Below are 14,969 nucleotides of genomic sequence, written 5' to 3'. Positions count from 1 at the left end.
ATTTTCTATGTTTTCCTTGCAGATAAATTCGACAAAAGTAGCTCAAATCCCTTGTGGAATAAGGATTTTTTGTTCGTTCAGCAAGCCCTAAATACGATCTGAAGTATCTGGACGATCCGAAGCGGTCGTTCGGCGGCAGCGAAGAGATTCATACGATCGTGCGCAAAGGCTTGAAAGCCGACCAGCCTTCGGCTTATCAATTTCTGGACCGGTTCTTCTGGAAGCCGTCGGACATGGAAGAGGTGATGAACTCGATCGTGGACGGCATGGAGCCTGCGGCGGCGGCCGACAAGTGGGTGCAGTCCCACCCGGACGTCGTCGGGCAATGGACTCAGGGCATCGCCCCCGCCCCCGGTCAGCGGATCAAGCTGGCTTACGTCGCCTGGGACTCGGAGATCGCCAGCACCAACGTCGTCCGCTCCGTCCTGGAGAACAAGCTCGGCTACAAAGCGGACATGCTGCAGGTGGAGATCGGCCCGATGTGGGCCGGCATCGCCGGCGGCGACGCCGACGCGATGGTCGCCGCCTGGCTGCCGACGACGTCCAAGGATTATTACGACAAGTACAAAAACCAGATCGACGATCTCGGCCCGAACCTGTCCGGCACGAAGCTCGGGCTCGTCGTGCCTGCTTATATGAATGTCCGATCGATCGAGGATTTGAAGTAAGGAGAATCGGTGAAAAAGCAAACTCCCGGCCCGTCGCCAACGGACGATGCCGGGAGTTTGCAGTTATTCGCAGACGACCGATTCGACGACACGGACGAGACCCGGTCCCGCATTTTCCAGCAGCCAATACTCCTCGCCTTGGCTCCGGTGCCCTGTCTCGAGCAGCGCGTCTCCGGCCTCCAGCCGGCACAACAGGTCCCCCCGGTTATCGCGAACGAAGGCCGAACCTTCGGCCGCATACCATACCCGGTGCACCCACTGCTCGCCGTTCGCGAACGCCGATCCGCCGACGGCTATGGCCGACGCGCTTCTCTCCGCTACGGTAATGACGTTCATTTGCGCCCGGAGGCGATCCGCGCAGATCAAATTCAAATCTCTCGCCGTTCCCTCGCTCGTCGTCCGCCATCCGCCTTCAAAGGCGGCGGACTCGTAGGGCTTCAGCCGGCAAGAGCCGTGCCCTTCGTGATGGAGAGCGAGCTCTCCCTCGAGCACCATCAAGATGCGGCTGAAGCCTGCAAGCGGCGTAAACTCGCTCGTTTCCGCTTCGACGGTCGCCGTGCTGATCCGCCAGGCGAAATTGCGCGCCGCGTATTGTGCGGTTGCGGGATGGATGGCGATCTCCGCCGTCGTCCCTCCCGGCCATCGGCTGATGCGTCGCCGTTCCTTGCCGAGGAATTCCCATTCGATCCGGCTCATCCGCTTCGCCTCCTTCGTTCACACCGCCGGCTTGTTCAGCGAATACGCAAGCGTCTTGCCCTCCGCCGCGTCGATGACGATTTGACACGTTCGTTCCTTCAGTTCGCGCACCGATTCCACGGAGACGTAGGAAGAATGCGGCGTCACGAGCGTTTGCGGCAAGCCGATCAGCGGATGGCCCGGCTTCGGCGGCTCTTCCGTCAGCACGTCGAGCCCCGCGCCCGCCAAATGGCCTTCGTCGAGCAGCCGTCGCAAATCCGCTTCGCGAATGACGCCGCCCCGGCACGTATTGATCAGAATCGCGCCCCGGGGCATCGTTTTCATCCGGTCGTACGTGAGCAGCTCCGTCGTCTCCGGCGTCAGCGGCACGTGCAAGCTCAGGATGTCCGATTGCTTCAGCAGTTCTTCGAACGACAAGGGAGCGACGCCGTAGGAGGCGAACACGTCCGGCGGCACGTATTCGTCGTGGGCGACGAGACGGACGCCGAAGCCCTTCAGCTTCTCGGCCACCTTGCGCGCGATGCGCCCGAAGCCGAGCAATCCGACGGTACGGTCTTTGAACCGGTATATCGGCAGCGTGTCGAGAGGGTCCCAGCCGCCGGCCCGAACCTGCTCATGGAAGGCCATGAGCCGCTTGGACAACGCCAGCATGAGCGCGACCGCGTGGTCGGACACCTCTTCCATGCAATAATCGGGCACGTTCGCGACGAAGATGCCTTTGCGCGTCGCCGCCTCGAGGTCGACGTGGTTGAAGCCGACGCCGGAGATGGCGATCGACTTGCAGGCGTCCAGCTTGGCGATCAGCTCGGCCCCGCAAGGGAAGCCGACCTGCGCGACGACCCCGTCCGCATAAGGGGCGTACAAGGGCGTATCCCCGTCCAGCGTCTCGCTTGTCGTCACCTTCACTTCAAACCCGTGCTGCGCGTAAATCGCTTTTTCCACCGAGTGATCGGTCCATTCGTCGTCCAGTATCCATACCAGCTTTTTCCCGTTCAACATCGTCAATCGGCCTCCTCAGTTATCGTTTGGTTTTACAGCAGCCCTTTGGATGACGGCACGTCCGTGCGGCCGGGCTCGAGACTCGTCGCCTCGTTGAGCGCCCTGCCGAGCGCCTTGAACACCGCTTCGATCATGTGATGGGTGTTCGCCCCGTAATGGACAATCGCATGCAGCGTAATCCGGCCTTCGAGCGCCAGCTTCCACAGAAATTCGTGCACAAGCTCCGTCTGAAAACGCCCCGTCTCCTTCGAAGGGTAATCGGCGCGATATTCCAGATGCGGCCGGTTGCTGACGTCGATGACGACCTGCGCGAGCGTCTCGTCCATCGGCACGAAGGCGTTGCCGTAACGGCGGATGCCCCGCTTGTCTCCCAGCGCTTCCTTCAGACAGCCGCCCAGCGCGATCGCGATATCCTCGACCGTATGGTGGTCGTCGATATGCGTATCTCCCACAGCATGAACCTGCAAATCGAATCGGCCGTGCACGGCGAACAAATGAAGCATATGATCCAGAAAAGGCACGCCTGTCTGCAGCTCGCACGCCCCGGCGCCGTCCAGCGCGAACGTTACCCGGACGTCCGTCTCGCCCGTTTTGCGGGCAATGGAAGCTTTGCGCGTTCCCGTATCGTTCATTCGGCTTCTCTCCTCGCGTTTGGCGGTATGGAAAACAAAAAAAGAAAGCTTCAAAGGACCCGCCGGCCGCGGGCTTCCCTGAAAAGCTTTCTTCTAAACGATCTAATGGCTAAATGAGCTTCTCTAATACTTCTATTGTTGAAAATAGAACTAGCGCCTGGCGGTCGTGTACCGGTACGCCCATAGCGCGAACGCTTTGGCGGCCGCAACCGTCTCCGCAAGCGGCACGTATTCGTTCGGGGCGTGGGCGACGTCCAGCGAGCCCGGTCCGAACAGCACCGCCGGAATGCCGGCGGCTTCGAGCTCCTCGGCTATAACGGCGGCAACGGCCCGCTCGTCGCCCGTCGGGTTCTCGCTGTTCGCGCGGACGAGCCGGACGAGCAGGCCGGTCAGCTCCGCCTCGTCGATCGCATCCAGCAGCCTCCGTTCCGCTTCATTCAGCATCGTCCGGCTCGCTCCCCGCCAGCATCGCTTCGAACCGTTCGTAGCCGAGTCCCACCTGCTCCGGCTTGTGCGAATCGGAGCCGTACACGACTTCGACGCCCTCAGCCAAGCATTGGCGGATGAACCGCTCGGTTACATAAGGTTGTCCGCACGTCGGAACGCGAAGCCCGGCCATGTTGGCGTCGACGCCGACGCCCGATTGCGCGAGCAGGCCGACGATCCGGTCGAGCCGGCGCCGGATGAGCGCTTCGTCGATCGGCGGAAGCTCGCGGCGGAATTTCGTGATGAGCAGCGGATGCCCGATCCGCTTGCGCATCGGCAGCTTGGACGCCCAGGCGATCGACTGTTCGATGTGATCGAAATACGCCTCCGCCACGCTGTCCATCGTCCCGTAAGCGGAGAGCAGATTCCGCCGGAAATCGTCGGCGGTGTAGTCGATGCAGTACATGCCGCCTTCCCCCGGCAGGAAATGAACGGAGACGACCGCGTCCTCGAGCACGTCCAGATACGGCTTCATCAGCTCGTTCGAGAACGCCTCGTTGCCCTGCAAATAGTCCATTTCCAAGCCGACCGTCAGCTCGATCCGGCTTTCGTAGCGCTTTTTCATGTCTAGCGCGTATTCGATATACGCCGGAAGCTCGTCCTTCGGCATGGCCAGCTCGGCCATGAGCGGCTCGTCCGGCACCCAGCGGTCCGGCAGCGGCGGATGCTCCGTCGCCGAATAGCGCTCGAAGCCCAGCGCGATGGCCCGGTCGACGTATTCGGTCATTTCCGCGTCGTTGCCGTGATAGCAAAAACGGGTATGGGTATGCCCGTCCCATTTGATCGTCATGTCGTTCCCTCCCTGCCGTTAGTCGGAAGCTCCGCTTCCCGCTTCCTTCCTTTTTCCCGCCCAATTGGCGCACGTTCCTACGGTAAACGCAATCGCCAGCGCTGTCAACATGGCGAGCGCGAATCCGAAGGCGTCGTTGCTGAAGAGCAGCGCGAAGTAAAAAGGAACGTAGGCGGTGGACTTCAGGTGGAGCGTTCCGATCACGGCCCCGGCGGCGCCCGAAGCGGCGATCGCTCCGCCATAGACAAACTTGCTGCGGCGCATGTAGACGTACGAAGCTTCGATAAACGTGCCGAAGCCGACGTTCAGCCAGAACGGCTTGCCCGAGGCGCTCCGGTCGGCGGGCCGGAGCGGAAGCGCGATCTGGGCCAGCAAAATGCCGGCGGACGCCATGACGAGCCCGGCCATATCGAGCGCCCCGACAAAGCTGTTGCCGTACTTCTCCATTTCGAGCAGAATGAGCGGCAGCACGACGGTATGATACCAGCCTTTCAAAATGAGCGGCCACATGCATAGGCCGAAAGCCAGCCCGACGAGCGCCGGCTCAAGCCCGATCGTCCATTCGAGCGCTTGCCGGATCGCGTCGCCCGCCGCCGCCGTCCAGGAACCGAACGCATAAAGCATGAGAAGTCCGGGAGCGAGCCCGGAAAAGACGGCCGTGGCGATATGGACCGACGTCGCGGGAAATTGAAGCTGCGCGCTGAGAGTGAATATTCGAGGCACGAGCCAGCCCGCGGCCAGACCGGCGAGGACGGCGCCGATGACGCCTCCTTGCGCGGCGAGCAGCCCGGCGACGGCGCCCGCGATGAGCGTCGCTTCGCCGAGATCGGACAACTGCCGCGCCGCGAAGACGGAGAGAATGACGGCGGGCAGCGCGGCCGCGATCGCGGCGGCTTCGTGCAGCGCGGAGAGCGCCGGAAGCTTGGCGAGCGACAGGAGCAGCAGGACGGCCATGAAGGCCGGAATCGACGACGTCATGACGCCGCTAACCTTCGCCTCGCGCCACCGCTTCGCGCCCGCCATCCGGTACGGCAGCTTCCAGTGCCGGCTGAGCGCCAGCGCGAACGAGACGGCGCGGGTCAGGTTCGTCGTGCCGGTCGTGCCGGACAAGGCGACGACGTTCGCGCCGAGCGACTTGACCGTTCCCATCGACGTACCGCCCGTCCCGACGATCGGGAGCTTGCGAGCGGCGGCGGCGGCGACGGCCTGCCGGTTCGCGCCGAGCGGATCGCAGCTCATCAGAATAAGGCCGTCGATGCGCCCCTCTTCGATCGCGCGGGCGATGACGGCGTCCGCGCGGGCCGCTTCCCGGTTCACTTCGTCCAAGCCGCCCGCCATGCCGCGCACGAACGTCCGGGAGCCGCTATCCCATTCGTACAGGACGGCGGGTACGGAGGAGCCTCTCTGATCCATGGAGCCTTGCGCCGCGATGAACTGCGCCGCTTCCACGGCGATGCCGGCGGCCTCGCATTGGACGGCGATTTCGCTCAATAACCGGGCGGGATCGCCTCCTCCCGAATGGAAGAGGTTCCCGCCGCTGCTGCCCAGGATCGCCACCTTTTTGAAGTCCGACACGCTTCCTCCTCCTTCTGTTCTAGGCGCGGGCCGCCGCCCGCCGCCACAGCTCGCCGAGCTTGGCGATCCGCCCGTTCGCCGCTTCGTCCGGGTTGATCCAGACGCGTTTGTCCGTCCCCTCGAGCAGCCGGTCCATGCCTTCCCGCCACAGGATCGGCGAGCGCTTGTAGAACGCCTCCGTGTCGAAGGCGATGTGGCTCGTCAGCGTGACGTTGTCCAGTCCGAGCAGCGGATGGTCCGGACCGAGCGGCTCTTGGTCGAAAACGTCGAGCGCCGCTCCGGCCAGCTTCCCTTGCCGAAGCGCCTCGGCCAGGGCGTCCATCTCGATCAGCCCCGCCCGGGCCGTGTTGATCAGATAGGCGCCCGGTTTCATTTTTGCCAGTTCCGCGGCGCCGACCAGCGGCGGATGGCCGGCGGAATGGCGGGAATGAAGCGTCAGAATGTCGCTCTCGGCGAGCAGCGCCGGCCAATCCGCCGGCTCCGCCCCGCCGCGTACGATCGCCTCTTCCGGCACGTAAGGGTCGAAGGCGAGCACGCGGCAGCGGAAGCCCGACAGCTTCCGCGCGACGAGCCGGCCGATCTCGCCGAAGCCGGCGATGCCGACCGTCAGCTCCCGCATCTCCGGGATTCGGCCGGTATTCGGAAATTCCTTCGGCCACTCGCCTGCGCGGATGCCCGCGTGGCAGCGGGCGATGTTGCGCGTCTCCGCCAGCATGAGCCCGACGGCGAAGTCGGAGACGGCTTCGGACGTCCGGCCGAGCGTATGGACGACCGGAATGCCGAGCGTCCGCGCCGCCGCGGCGTCGACGTTCTCGTAGCCGCCGCGCAGCACCCCGACCGCAAGCAGCTGCGGATTGCGCCGGAGCAGTTCGGCGCTGACGGGGCAAATATGCACGACAAGCAGATCGGCGCCCGCCATCAGCGGCTCCAAACCTTCGGGAATCGGCAGCGCGTCGGGGCCTTCCCGCTCCAGCAGAAGCAGCTGTTCGTCCAATTCGTGCAGCGAGGGCGGTCCGAACCGGAACGCGGCGACTTCCCACCCCGCCCGAACGAAGGGCTCGAAGCTGTCCGCGAGAAATTCGGGCGTCAGCAGCGCGTCGCCGGCCACGACGAGCTTCGGTTTTTTGTCCATGAGGCTTCACTGCCTTTCCGCTATTCGGTCTTATCCCTTCGCGTCAGTCGGCGTACGGAAGCTTCCGCTTCCGTCCATGCGCTGTATTGCGCGTACATCCGGTCGTAAAGCTCCCGTAGCTCCGGTCTCGGAGCGACAATTTGCGCTTCGCCCTGCCAGGCACGGACAGCTTCCGCCGGGCCGCCGAAGCGGCCGACGGCAACCGCCGCCAGCATGGCCGCGCCGAGCGGCGTCGCTTCCCGCGTCCCGGTCTGCGTCAGCGGGCGCTGGACGATGTCGGCGAGCGATTGCCGCCACACGTCCGACGACGCCGGTCCGCCCGAGAGGATGAGCCGGTCGAACGAGACGCCGATCTCCCCGAACGTCTCCAGAATGCCGCGAACGCCGTAGCCGGTGCTTTCCATGACCGCCCGGACCAGATGGCCGGCGGTATGGCCCAGGCCGAGGCCGGCGAACAGCCCGCGCGCCTCCGGGTCCCAGCGCGGCGTTCCCGTGCCGCTCAGGCCGGGAAGGAAAACGAGGCCGTCCGCGCCGGGCTTCGTCGCGCCCGCAAGCTCGCTAAGCGCGGCGAAGCCGATCGGTTCGCCGCGCGCCGACAGCAGGCTTCGCAGCCAGCTCATCGCCCCGCCGGTCAGGTAATGCGTGCCCATCATCAGCCACGAGCCCGGCGCCGCACCGATGTTGGTCATCATCCGGGCGTCGACGACGGGATCGGCGAGCGGCGTCATGACGAACGTGCCGGTGCCGAGGTTGACGACCGCCTCGCCGGGACGGACGGCGCCCATGCCGAGCAGCGCGCACGGCTGGTCCGACGCCGCGGCGACGACGGGCAAGCCGGCCGGCAGCCCGCAGGCGAGAGCCGCTTCCGGCGTCACCGAGCCGATCGCGGTTCCGGGCGGCACGATGTCCGGGAACAGCGCCGGATCGATGCGCAAGTAGCGAAGCAGCCCGTCGGCAGGCTGTCGGGTACGGATGTCCATATGGAAAAAGCAGGCGTTCGTCTCGTCGGAGACGAACCGTCCGCTTAATTTCTCAAGCAAAAAGGCGTCCGCCGAAGCGACGCGGCGTATGCGCCCGTACGCCTCGGGATCGCGGGCGCGAAACCAGAGCAGCTTCGCGAGCCCCCAGCTGTCGGATGGGGGGATGCCCGTCGTCCGGAAAATCCAGTCCGTGCCGAGTCCTTCCGTATCGCACCTCAGCTTCAGCCGCTCGATCTCTTCGGTGCAGCGGGTGTCCATCCATAAATAAGCCGGCGCGACCGGACGGCCTTCCCCGTCGAGAAAGACGCACGATATTTGCTGGCTCGTAATCGCGACGGCTTCGATGGACGCCGTATCTGTGCGGGCCGTCAGTTCCCTTACCGTCCGGCACAGGCCGTCCCACCAAAGGCCGGCGTCGACTTCCGCCGCACCCGGCTCCGGCACTTCCGCCGGCACGTCGATCTGAGCGCTGCCGAGGACGGAGCCGCTCTGCAATTCGTACAGGTAGCTTTTGACCGCGCTTGTGCTTGCGTCTACGACGATGATTTGTCCGGTCATGGCCTCCTCCTCTCCCGCTTCGGTCATGCGAACAATCGGCGGGCGATCCGGTCCGTCTCCTCGAAGGCGTCGGCGATCTCGGCAGCCGTAAACGTCCTTCCGATCTGATGAATCGTCTCTTCCGGCGCCAGCGCCCGCTCGGCCGCGACAAGCAGCTTGCCGCGGAGCTCGGCGCCGGTCTGCCGGAGTCCCGCTTCGGCAAGCGTTGCGGGCAGACCGATCTGCCGGCAGAACGTCAGAAATCTCGCGGTCTCGTCCGGCTCGCCGAGAAGCGTCGCCTGAACGGCGGTGCAGAAGCCGACCTTCTCGCCGTGCAGCAAATGATGGCATTCGGGCAGCTCCGTCAGCCCGTCGTGCAGCGAATGCGCGGCGGCGAGCCCGCCGCTCTCGAAGCCGATGCCGCTCAGCAGCGTGTTCGCTTCGACGACGCGCTCGAACGCCTCCGTCCGTTCGCCGCGTCCGGCGTCGGCGTACGCTTGAACGCCGTCCGCCTCGAGAATGCGGCCGCACAGCTCGGCAGCCGCCGTTCCGAGCCGGGTCGGGTACGCTCCCAGAATCGTGCGGCCTCCGCCGCGCAGGCAGGCCAGCGCTTCCGGCGCGGTCGCGAGCGCGTCGCCCATGCCCGCCGCCAAGTAGCGCAGCGGGGCTTGCAAAATCACTTCCGTATCGACGAGCACGACGTCGGGGTTGTGTGGGTGCGTCTCCAGCTTCGCCACCCGGCCTTGCTCGTCGTAAATGACCGACAGCGCCGAGCAGGGCGCGTCGCTGGAGGCGATCGTCGGCGCGATGATCACCGGCAGCTCTAGCCTGTAAGCGGCCGATTTGGCCGCGTCCAGCAGCTTGCCTCCGCCGATGCCGACGATGACGCTTGCGCGGCAGCTCTCGGCTTCGGTGCGGAGGCGGCCGATCTCCGCTTCGGAGCATTCGCCTCCGAATTCGGCGAAGCGCGCGCGCATTCCCTTCGCTCGCCAGTCCGCGAGCAAAGGCTCGCCCAGGCGCTCCAAGCCGCCCGAGGTCGCGACGACGAGCGCTTGAGCCCGTTCGCCGAACCGGGCGACGGCCTCCGGCAGCTCGCGGATCACGCCCGGGCCCTGCCTGTACTGCATCGGCATGATGATCGCCGTCGTTCTGCCGCTTTCCGAATCCGAGCGGGACATGGACTCTTTCCTCCCGACTAACTCATTTGACTCAACTATCCAACTGCCGCTTCCATCCACTCGTTGCTAACCGCTGCACTATCGAAAATCGATATTGCAAGCTCCCAACCCGTCCCGGTACTAAAAGTCAAAAATCACCCTTACAGCCACCGATCTAGCCCCGCGCGGAGCTGTAGAGCCGAAAATCTCTCTTACAGCCCCGCCGCCAATCCAGCCGCATTCAGCCCGTCGCGCCAAACCCGCCAAATCCTCCCAGGCTCCGCTTCGAGCCGCGCTCTCAGGCGCCCAGAATGCGCTCCAGCGCGGCGACGAAGCCGCGGTTCTGCTCCGGGCTGCCGACCGTGATCCGGATATGCTCCGGATAGCCCCACGCCTTGCAAGGCCGGACGATGTAGCCCGCGCGAAGCAGCGCCTCCACGACCGGCGCGGCGTCCCTGTGCAGATCCGCGAACAGGAAGTTGGAATAAGACGGGGTGACGCCAACGCCCATTCGACCTAATTCGTTGCCCAGATAGCGAAGTCCTTCCCGGTTCGTCGACAAAATGAAATCGCGGTACTCGACGTCGTCCAAGCTCGCCAAAGCCGCACTGTTCGCCATCCGGCTGACCGGGAACGGCTCGCGCACCGCCAGCACCGGCGCCAACACCTCCGGCGTCGCAATCGCATAGCCGACCCGCAAGGCGGCCAGGCCGTACAGCTTCGAGAACGTATGGACGGAGATGACCGGATAGCCCTCGCGAACGTATTCGGCTCCCGTCTTGTACCCTTCGACGTCGATGAACTCGCCGTACGCTTCGTCCAGCACGACGACGACATGGGGCGGCACCTTTTTCAGAAAAGCCTCCAGCTCCGCGGACTCGACGATCGTGCCCGTCGGATTGTTCGGGTTGCAGACGTACAGAAGCTTCGTCTTGTCCGTGACGGCGGCGAGCATCGCCTCCAAGTTGAACTTGTAGTCGGCGGTCAACGGAATTTCGACCGGAACGCCTCCCATGACAACCGTCGAGGTGCGATAGACCGAGAACGTCGGCACGCAATATACGACCTCGTCGCCCGGGTTCACATAAGCTTGTCCGATCAGCATCAGCACGTTGTCCGCGCCGTTCGAAACGAGAATTTGGGACGGGTCCACGCCGTAGAGCTCTCCCAGCTTGGAGCGCAGCTCCGCGCTCGTCGGCTCGGGGTACAGATGGCTGTCGGCCGCCGCCGCGTTCATCGCGGCGATCGCTTTGGGCGACGGGCCGTACGGATTCTCGTTCGACGCGAGCCGCGTAATTTCGCTCAAGCCGTACTGCTTTTTCACTTCCTCGATCGATTTGCCCGGAACGTACGCTTCCAGCTTGGTCACTTCTTGACGCCATAAAGTCGGGTTCGTCATGTTCGGTACGCCTCCTGTGCGGTTATACGTGCTTGGACAAACGTTCGAACAACGCGTCGACACGATCGCCGATGCTACGTTCGGACACAGTCAAAATATCGTTGTTCCCATACACCTCGCGGCCGCCTACGACGACGCGCTTGACGGCGGAAGGCTGCATGGCGTAAACCATGTTGGCGAAAAGCTCGTTCCGCGGCGCCAGCGACAAATCGTGGACGTCGATTGCGGCGAAATCGGCGTATTGGCCGACGTCGAGCGTGCCGACCGGCAACCGGAGCGCTTTGCCGCCATTCTCCGTCCCCATCCGGTACGCTTGCTTCGCCGTCACGCAGGTGCCGTCCAGCCGGGCGACCTTCTGCAGCATGGCGACCATGCGCATCTCCTCGTACACGCTGATCCGGTTGTTGCTGCAGGCTCCGTCCGTTCCGAGCGATACGGTGACGCCCGCCTTCACGAGGTCCGGAATGCGCGTAATGCCGTCCGCGAGGAACATGTTGCTAGAAGGACAATACGCGAGCGAGGCGCGGCGGCTTCCGGCCAGCTCGATCTCGGAATCGTCCAGCCAGACGAGGTGAATGGCGATCATCCGCTCGTCGAGCACGCCGAGCGAATCCAGGTAGTGAATCGGCCGCTTGCCGTAATCGCGCAATATTTCCTCGACCTCGAACATCTCCTCCGCCACGTGGATGTGGTAAGGCGTATCCAGCTCCTGAGCGAGCCTATGCCCCGCCTGGATCATTTCCGGGGAAGCCGCGTGCGGGCTGTGCGGCGCCGGATGGATCGCGACCATCGGGTTGCCCTGGTATTTCTTCGCAAGGGCCCGGGTCCGTTCGACCGCGTCCGGAATCAACTCGCGGTAGGCGATCGGCGCGCCGTCCCAATCGTACATCGTCCGGGCGAGCACGAGCCGGATGCCCAGATCGTTCGCCGCGCGGATGACGGCTTCATCGCAGGCGGTTCCGCCGTTATGCACGTAGAAAAAGTCGCAGACCGTCGTCACGCCGTAGCGAAGCATCTCGCCGAACGCCAGCAGCGCGCCGGTGTAAATCGCTTCTTCGTCCAGCAGCGGCGTGTATTTGTAGAGCGCCTGATCCCGCCATTCCAGGAACGGCTTGTCGATGGCGATGCCGCGCAGCAGGCTCTGGAACGAGTGGTTGTGGGCGTTCACCGTTCCCGGCACGATCGCCTGGCCTTCCCAGCGAACGAGATCCGCATCGGGATAAAGCGCCGACAGGTCGGCGAAGTCCCCCGACGCCTTGATGACGCCCCCCTCCACCAGCAGCGCGCCTTCCTTGCGGAATTCGCCGTTGATATACACATAATCGGCCGTATAAAGCTTCTGCATCTTCTTCGGTTCCTCCTACCGGTTCAGTTGATCGTCCAGCGCCAGCAGCGATTGCAGCAGCACGTTGGCCGTTTTCTCGATATCCTCGATGCGGCTCTCCTCTTCGGGGCAATGGCTTTTGCCTCCGAGACTGGGGACAAACAGCATGCCTGAACGGGTCAGCGACGCCATATGCGCCGCGTCGTGTCCGGCCATGCTGCCGAGCGCCAGCGTCTCGTACCCGAGCTTCGCCGCTTCCGCCGCGCAAACGTCGGCCACGAGCGGATCCATGCGCACCGGATGCTGGTCGAGCAGCAGCTTCCGCTCCAGCCGAACGCCCCGGCGGGCGGCAATCGCCTCGGCGCGAGCGGCCCAAGCGTCCAGCGCTTCCCCGATCTCTTCGCGGGTTTTGCCGCGAAGCTCCAGGTGGAAGCGGACTTCGCCGGGGATGATGTTGGCCGCGTTCGGCCTATTCTCGATCGTCCCGATCGTGCCGACCGTCTCTTCGGACGGATGCTCGCGGCACGCGGCTTCGAACGCGAGCATCATCTCGGAAGCGGCCATCAGGGCATCCTTGCGGTTACCCATCAGCGTCGTACCGGCATGGTTGGCCTCGCCGACCACGGTCACGCTCTCGCGGTAAATGCCGGTGATGGCCGAGACGACGCCGACCGGAATGCCGCGCTCGAGCAGGCGCAAGCCTTGCTCGATGTGCACTTCGAGGAACGCGGCCAGCTCCTCCGGCCGGCGCCGCGCCTCTTCGAACCGGTCGGGATCGCCGCCGGCAGCGCGGAGCGCGTCGACGAGCAGCGTGCCGTGAGCGTCGCGTACGCCTTCGAGGTCGCGGCGCCCCAGCTTGCCGGAGACCGTCCGGCTGCCGAAGGTGGAGAGGCCGAACGGATTCGGCTCCTCCGCGCTGAACGAGACGAGCTCGAACGGGTGGCGGGTTTCCACCCCGTTTTCCCTGAGAACCTGCATCACTTCCAGCGCAAGCAGGACGCCGAGCGCGCCGTCGTAGCGGCCGCCGTTCGGCACCGAATCGAGGTGGGACCCGAACGCGATCACCGGCAGCTCGCCTTCGACCGGCCGTCCCCTTGCGGCTGCCTCCCTGCGCGCCCAGATGTTGGCCGCTTCGTCCACGCGGACGTCCAGCGCCAGTTCGCGCAGCCTCGCCTTCAGCCATTCCCGCGCTTCCAGCTCCGCAGGCGTAAACGTCGTGCGGTCCATCCCGCCTTGCGCGTTGCGGCCGATCTCGCCAAGCTCCCGAATCCGCGATTCGATTCTTGCGGCGTTGACTCGCAGTTCCTTCATCGGTCCGTCCTCTTTCCGTTCAAAAGGACCGGCCGGCCTTTCTTGATGACCGTCTCGACCAAATTGACCGCGTAATGATACTGCAGGTACAAATAGTTCGGCGCGTCGAAAAGGACGACGTCCGCCTGCTTGCCCGGCTCCAGGCTGCCGATGCGGTCGGCGCGGCCGATGGCGTGGGCGGCGTTGATCGTGCACGCGGTCAGCACTTCGGCCGGCGTCATGCGCATCGTCAGGCACGCCAGGTTCATGACGAACGGGAGCGATTCCGTCGGGCACGAGCCGGGGTTGCGGTCCGTCGACAGGGCGACGGGCACGCCGGCCTCGATCATTTTCCGCGCTTCCGCCGGCTTCGTCATGAGGAAGAACGCCGTGGCCGGCAGCAGCACCGCGATGACCCCCTTCGCGGCCATCGCGCGGATGCCCTCGTCGGAAGCACGCAGCAGATGCTCCGCCGATACCGCGCCGACTTCCGCCGCGAGTTCGGCGCCGCCGTAAGGGACAATCTCGTCCGCATGGATTTTCGGCTTCAGGCCCCACTTTTTGCCCGCTTCAAGCACAATCCGCGATTGCTCCGGCGTGAACACGTCCTCCTCGCAGAAGACGTCGCAAAACTCGGCCAGCCCTTCGCGGGCGACGGCCGGAATCATCTCCTCCGCGACGAGGCGGACGTACGCGTCCGGGTCCGCTTTGTATTCGCGGGGCACGGCGTGGGCACCCATGAACGTCGACACCAGCTCGACGGGATGGCGGTCGTTCAGCGTCCGCGCAACCCGCAGCTGCTTCAGCTCGTCTTCCATGCGCAAGCCGTAGCCGCTTTTCGCTTCGATCGTCGTCACCCCGTGCTGCAGGAAGCGGTCCAGCCGCTTCTCCGTCTCCCGGACGAGCTGATCTTCGTTCGCTTCGCGGGTGCGCTCCGTCGAATAATGGATGCCCCCGCCCGCGTTCATAATTTCCATATACGTCGCGCCGCGCAGCCTCATGTCGAGTTCTTTCTCGCGGGAGCCCGCGAAGACGACGTGCGTATGCGGGTCGACGAGTCCCGGCGCGACGGTTTTGCCCGCCGCGTCGATGACCGCAACCTCGCGGCCTTCGGCGTGCCGCTTGACGTAGCGCGCGGCTTCCTCATCAGTGCCGACGAAGGCGATCCGCTCGCCTTCGAGCACGACGCCGCCGCCTTCGACGATGCCCAGCTCACCCATCGCCGCGCCCGTTCGGGGCTTGTCGTTCGGCCCCGCCATCGTGACGACTTGGGCGGCATTTCGAATGTAAACGATGCTCATGCG

The 14,969-nt window shown here is 64.7% G+C and carries 13 protein-coding genes and 1 pseudogene; 1 reads left to right on the top strand and 13 read right to left on the bottom strand.

Annotation, left to right across the window (positions count from 1 at the left end; translation table 11 throughout):
- Positions 1-89 precede the first annotated feature (89 nt).
- A pseudogene (locus G485_RS26495) lies at positions 90-668 on the top strand (glycine betaine ABC transporter substrate-binding protein); the annotation flags it as partial.
- A gap of 63 nt (positions 669-731) precedes the next feature.
- On the opposite strand, the gene G485_RS28435 reads toward G485_RS26495, so the two are convergent.
- The 13 genes from G485_RS28435 to hutI form a co-directional block, all read right to left on the bottom strand.
- Positions 732-1,364 (bottom strand): HutD/Ves family protein, encoded by a 633-nt coding sequence (locus G485_RS28435; RefSeq protein WP_051318274.1) that lies wholly within the window; start codon positions 1,362-1,364, stop codon positions 732-734.
- Positions 1,365-1,382: 18 nt separating this feature from the next.
- On the bottom strand, positions 1,383-2,363 hold the full coding sequence (locus tag G485_RS26485) for a C-terminal binding protein (RefSeq protein WP_051318273.1): 981 nt from the start codon (positions 2,361-2,363) through the stop codon (positions 1,383-1,385).
- Positions 2,364-2,395: 32 nt separating this feature from the next.
- On the bottom strand, positions 2,396-2,995 hold the full coding sequence (gene hisB, locus G485_RS0113715; protein ID WP_027093024.1) for an imidazoleglycerol-phosphate dehydratase HisB: 600 nt from the start codon (positions 2,993-2,995) through the stop codon (positions 2,396-2,398).
- Between the two features lie 150 nt (positions 2,996-3,145).
- Positions 3,146-3,439 carry a hypothetical protein gene (locus G485_RS0113710; RefSeq protein WP_027093023.1) on the bottom strand — a complete coding sequence of 98 codons (294 nt, stop codon included), beginning with the start codon at positions 3,437-3,439 and terminating at the stop codon, positions 3,146-3,148.
- The gene (gene hisJ, locus G485_RS26480; protein WP_051318272.1) at positions 3,429-4,271 is read right to left on the bottom strand and encodes a histidinol-phosphatase HisJ; all 843 of its coding nucleotides are present in this window, start codon (positions 4,269-4,271) and stop codon (positions 3,429-3,431) included. Before hisJ ends, G485_RS0113710 begins: the two co-directional genes overlap by 11 nt.
- A gap of 18 nt (positions 4,272-4,289) precedes the next feature.
- On the bottom strand, positions 4,290-5,846 hold the full coding sequence (locus tag G485_RS0113700) for a hypothetical protein (RefSeq protein WP_027093022.1): 1,557 nt from the start codon (positions 5,844-5,846) through the stop codon (positions 4,290-4,292).
- A gap of 19 nt (positions 5,847-5,865) precedes the next feature.
- Positions 5,866-6,978 carry a 2-hydroxyacid dehydrogenase gene (locus G485_RS26475; RefSeq protein ID WP_051318271.1) on the bottom strand — a complete coding sequence of 371 codons (1,113 nt, stop codon included), beginning with the start codon at positions 6,976-6,978 and terminating at the stop codon, positions 5,866-5,868.
- 20 nt (positions 6,979-6,998) lie between these two features.
- A complete protein-coding gene (locus G485_RS0113690; protein ID WP_169732323.1) occupies positions 6,999-8,516 on the bottom strand; it encodes a xylulokinase in 1,518 nt (505 codons plus the stop codon).
- 23 nt (positions 8,517-8,539) lie between these two features.
- On the bottom strand, positions 8,540-9,673 hold the full coding sequence (locus G485_RS26470; RefSeq protein WP_051318270.1) for a glycerol dehydrogenase: 1,134 nt from the start codon (positions 9,671-9,673) through the stop codon (positions 8,540-8,542).
- 277 nt (positions 9,674-9,950) lie between these two features.
- Positions 9,951-11,051 (bottom strand): histidinol-phosphate transaminase, encoded by a 1,101-nt coding sequence (gene hisC, locus G485_RS0113680; protein WP_027093020.1) that lies wholly within the window; start codon positions 11,049-11,051, stop codon positions 9,951-9,953.
- A gap of 22 nt (positions 11,052-11,073) precedes the next feature.
- Positions 11,074-12,396, bottom strand: a complete 1,323-nt coding sequence (locus G485_RS0113675; protein WP_027093019.1) for an amidohydrolase family protein — start codon at positions 12,394-12,396, stop codon at positions 11,074-11,076.
- Between the two features lie 15 nt (positions 12,397-12,411).
- The gene (locus G485_RS0113670) at positions 12,412-13,686 is read right to left on the bottom strand and encodes a Zn-dependent hydrolase (RefSeq protein WP_027093018.1); all 1,275 of its coding nucleotides are present in this window, start codon (positions 13,684-13,686) and stop codon (positions 12,412-12,414) included.
- A complete protein-coding gene (gene hutI, locus G485_RS0113665) occupies positions 13,683-14,966 on the bottom strand; it encodes an imidazolonepropionase (RefSeq protein ID WP_027093017.1) in 1,284 nt (427 codons plus the stop codon). Before hutI ends, G485_RS0113670 begins: the two co-directional genes overlap by 4 nt.
- Between the last annotated feature and the right edge of the window lie 3 nt (positions 14,967-14,969).

Source organism: Cohnella thermotolerans DSM 17683, from assembly GCF_000429825.1.
In the GTDB taxonomy this organism is placed as follows: Bacteria; Bacillota; Bacilli; order Paenibacillales; family Paenibacillaceae; genus Cohnella; species Cohnella thermotolerans.
This window is presented reverse-complemented; position numbering and strand designations above follow the sequence as displayed.

Excerpts from the sequence above, each read along its gene's own strand:
- G485_RS28435 (WP_051318274.1), bottom strand. The coding sequence starts at position 1,364 with ATGAGCCGGATCGAATGGGAATTCCTCGGCAAGGAACGGCGACGCATC.
- G485_RS26485 (WP_051318273.1), bottom strand. The coding sequence starts at position 2,363 with ATGTTGAACGGGAAAAAGCTGGTATGGATACTGGACGACGAATGGACC.
- hisB (WP_027093024.1), bottom strand. The coding sequence starts at position 2,995 with ATGAACGATACGGGAACGCGCAAAGCTTCCATTGCCCGCAAAACGGGC.
- G485_RS0113710 (WP_027093023.1), bottom strand. The coding sequence starts at position 3,439 with ATGCTGAATGAAGCGGAACGGAGGCTGCTGGATGCGATCGACGAGGCG.
- hisJ (WP_051318272.1), bottom strand. The coding sequence starts at position 4,271 with ATGACGATCAAATGGGACGGGCATACCCATACCCGTTTTTGCTATCAC.
- G485_RS26475 (WP_051318271.1), bottom strand. The coding sequence starts at position 6,978 with ATGGACAAAAAACCGAAGCTCGTCGTGGCCGGCGACGCGCTGCTGACG.
- G485_RS0113690 (WP_169732323.1), bottom strand. The coding sequence starts at position 8,516 with ATGACCGGACAAATCATCGTCGTAGACGCAAGCACAAGCGCGGTCAAA.
- G485_RS26470 (WP_051318270.1), bottom strand. The coding sequence starts at position 9,673 with ATGTCCCGCTCGGATTCGGAAAGCGGCAGAACGACGGCGATCATCATG.
- hisC (WP_027093020.1), bottom strand. The coding sequence starts at position 11,051 with ATGACGAACCCGACTTTATGGCGTCAAGAAGTGACCAAGCTGGAAGCG.
- G485_RS0113675 (WP_027093019.1), bottom strand. The coding sequence starts at position 12,396 with ATGCAGAAGCTTTATACGGCCGATTATGTGTATATCAACGGCGAATTC.
- G485_RS0113670 (WP_027093018.1), bottom strand. The coding sequence starts at position 13,686 with ATGAAGGAACTGCGAGTCAACGCCGCAAGAATCGAATCGCGGATTCGG.
- hutI (WP_027093017.1), bottom strand. The coding sequence starts at position 14,966 with ATGAGCATCGTTTACATTCGAAATGCCGCCCAAGTCGTCACGATGGCG.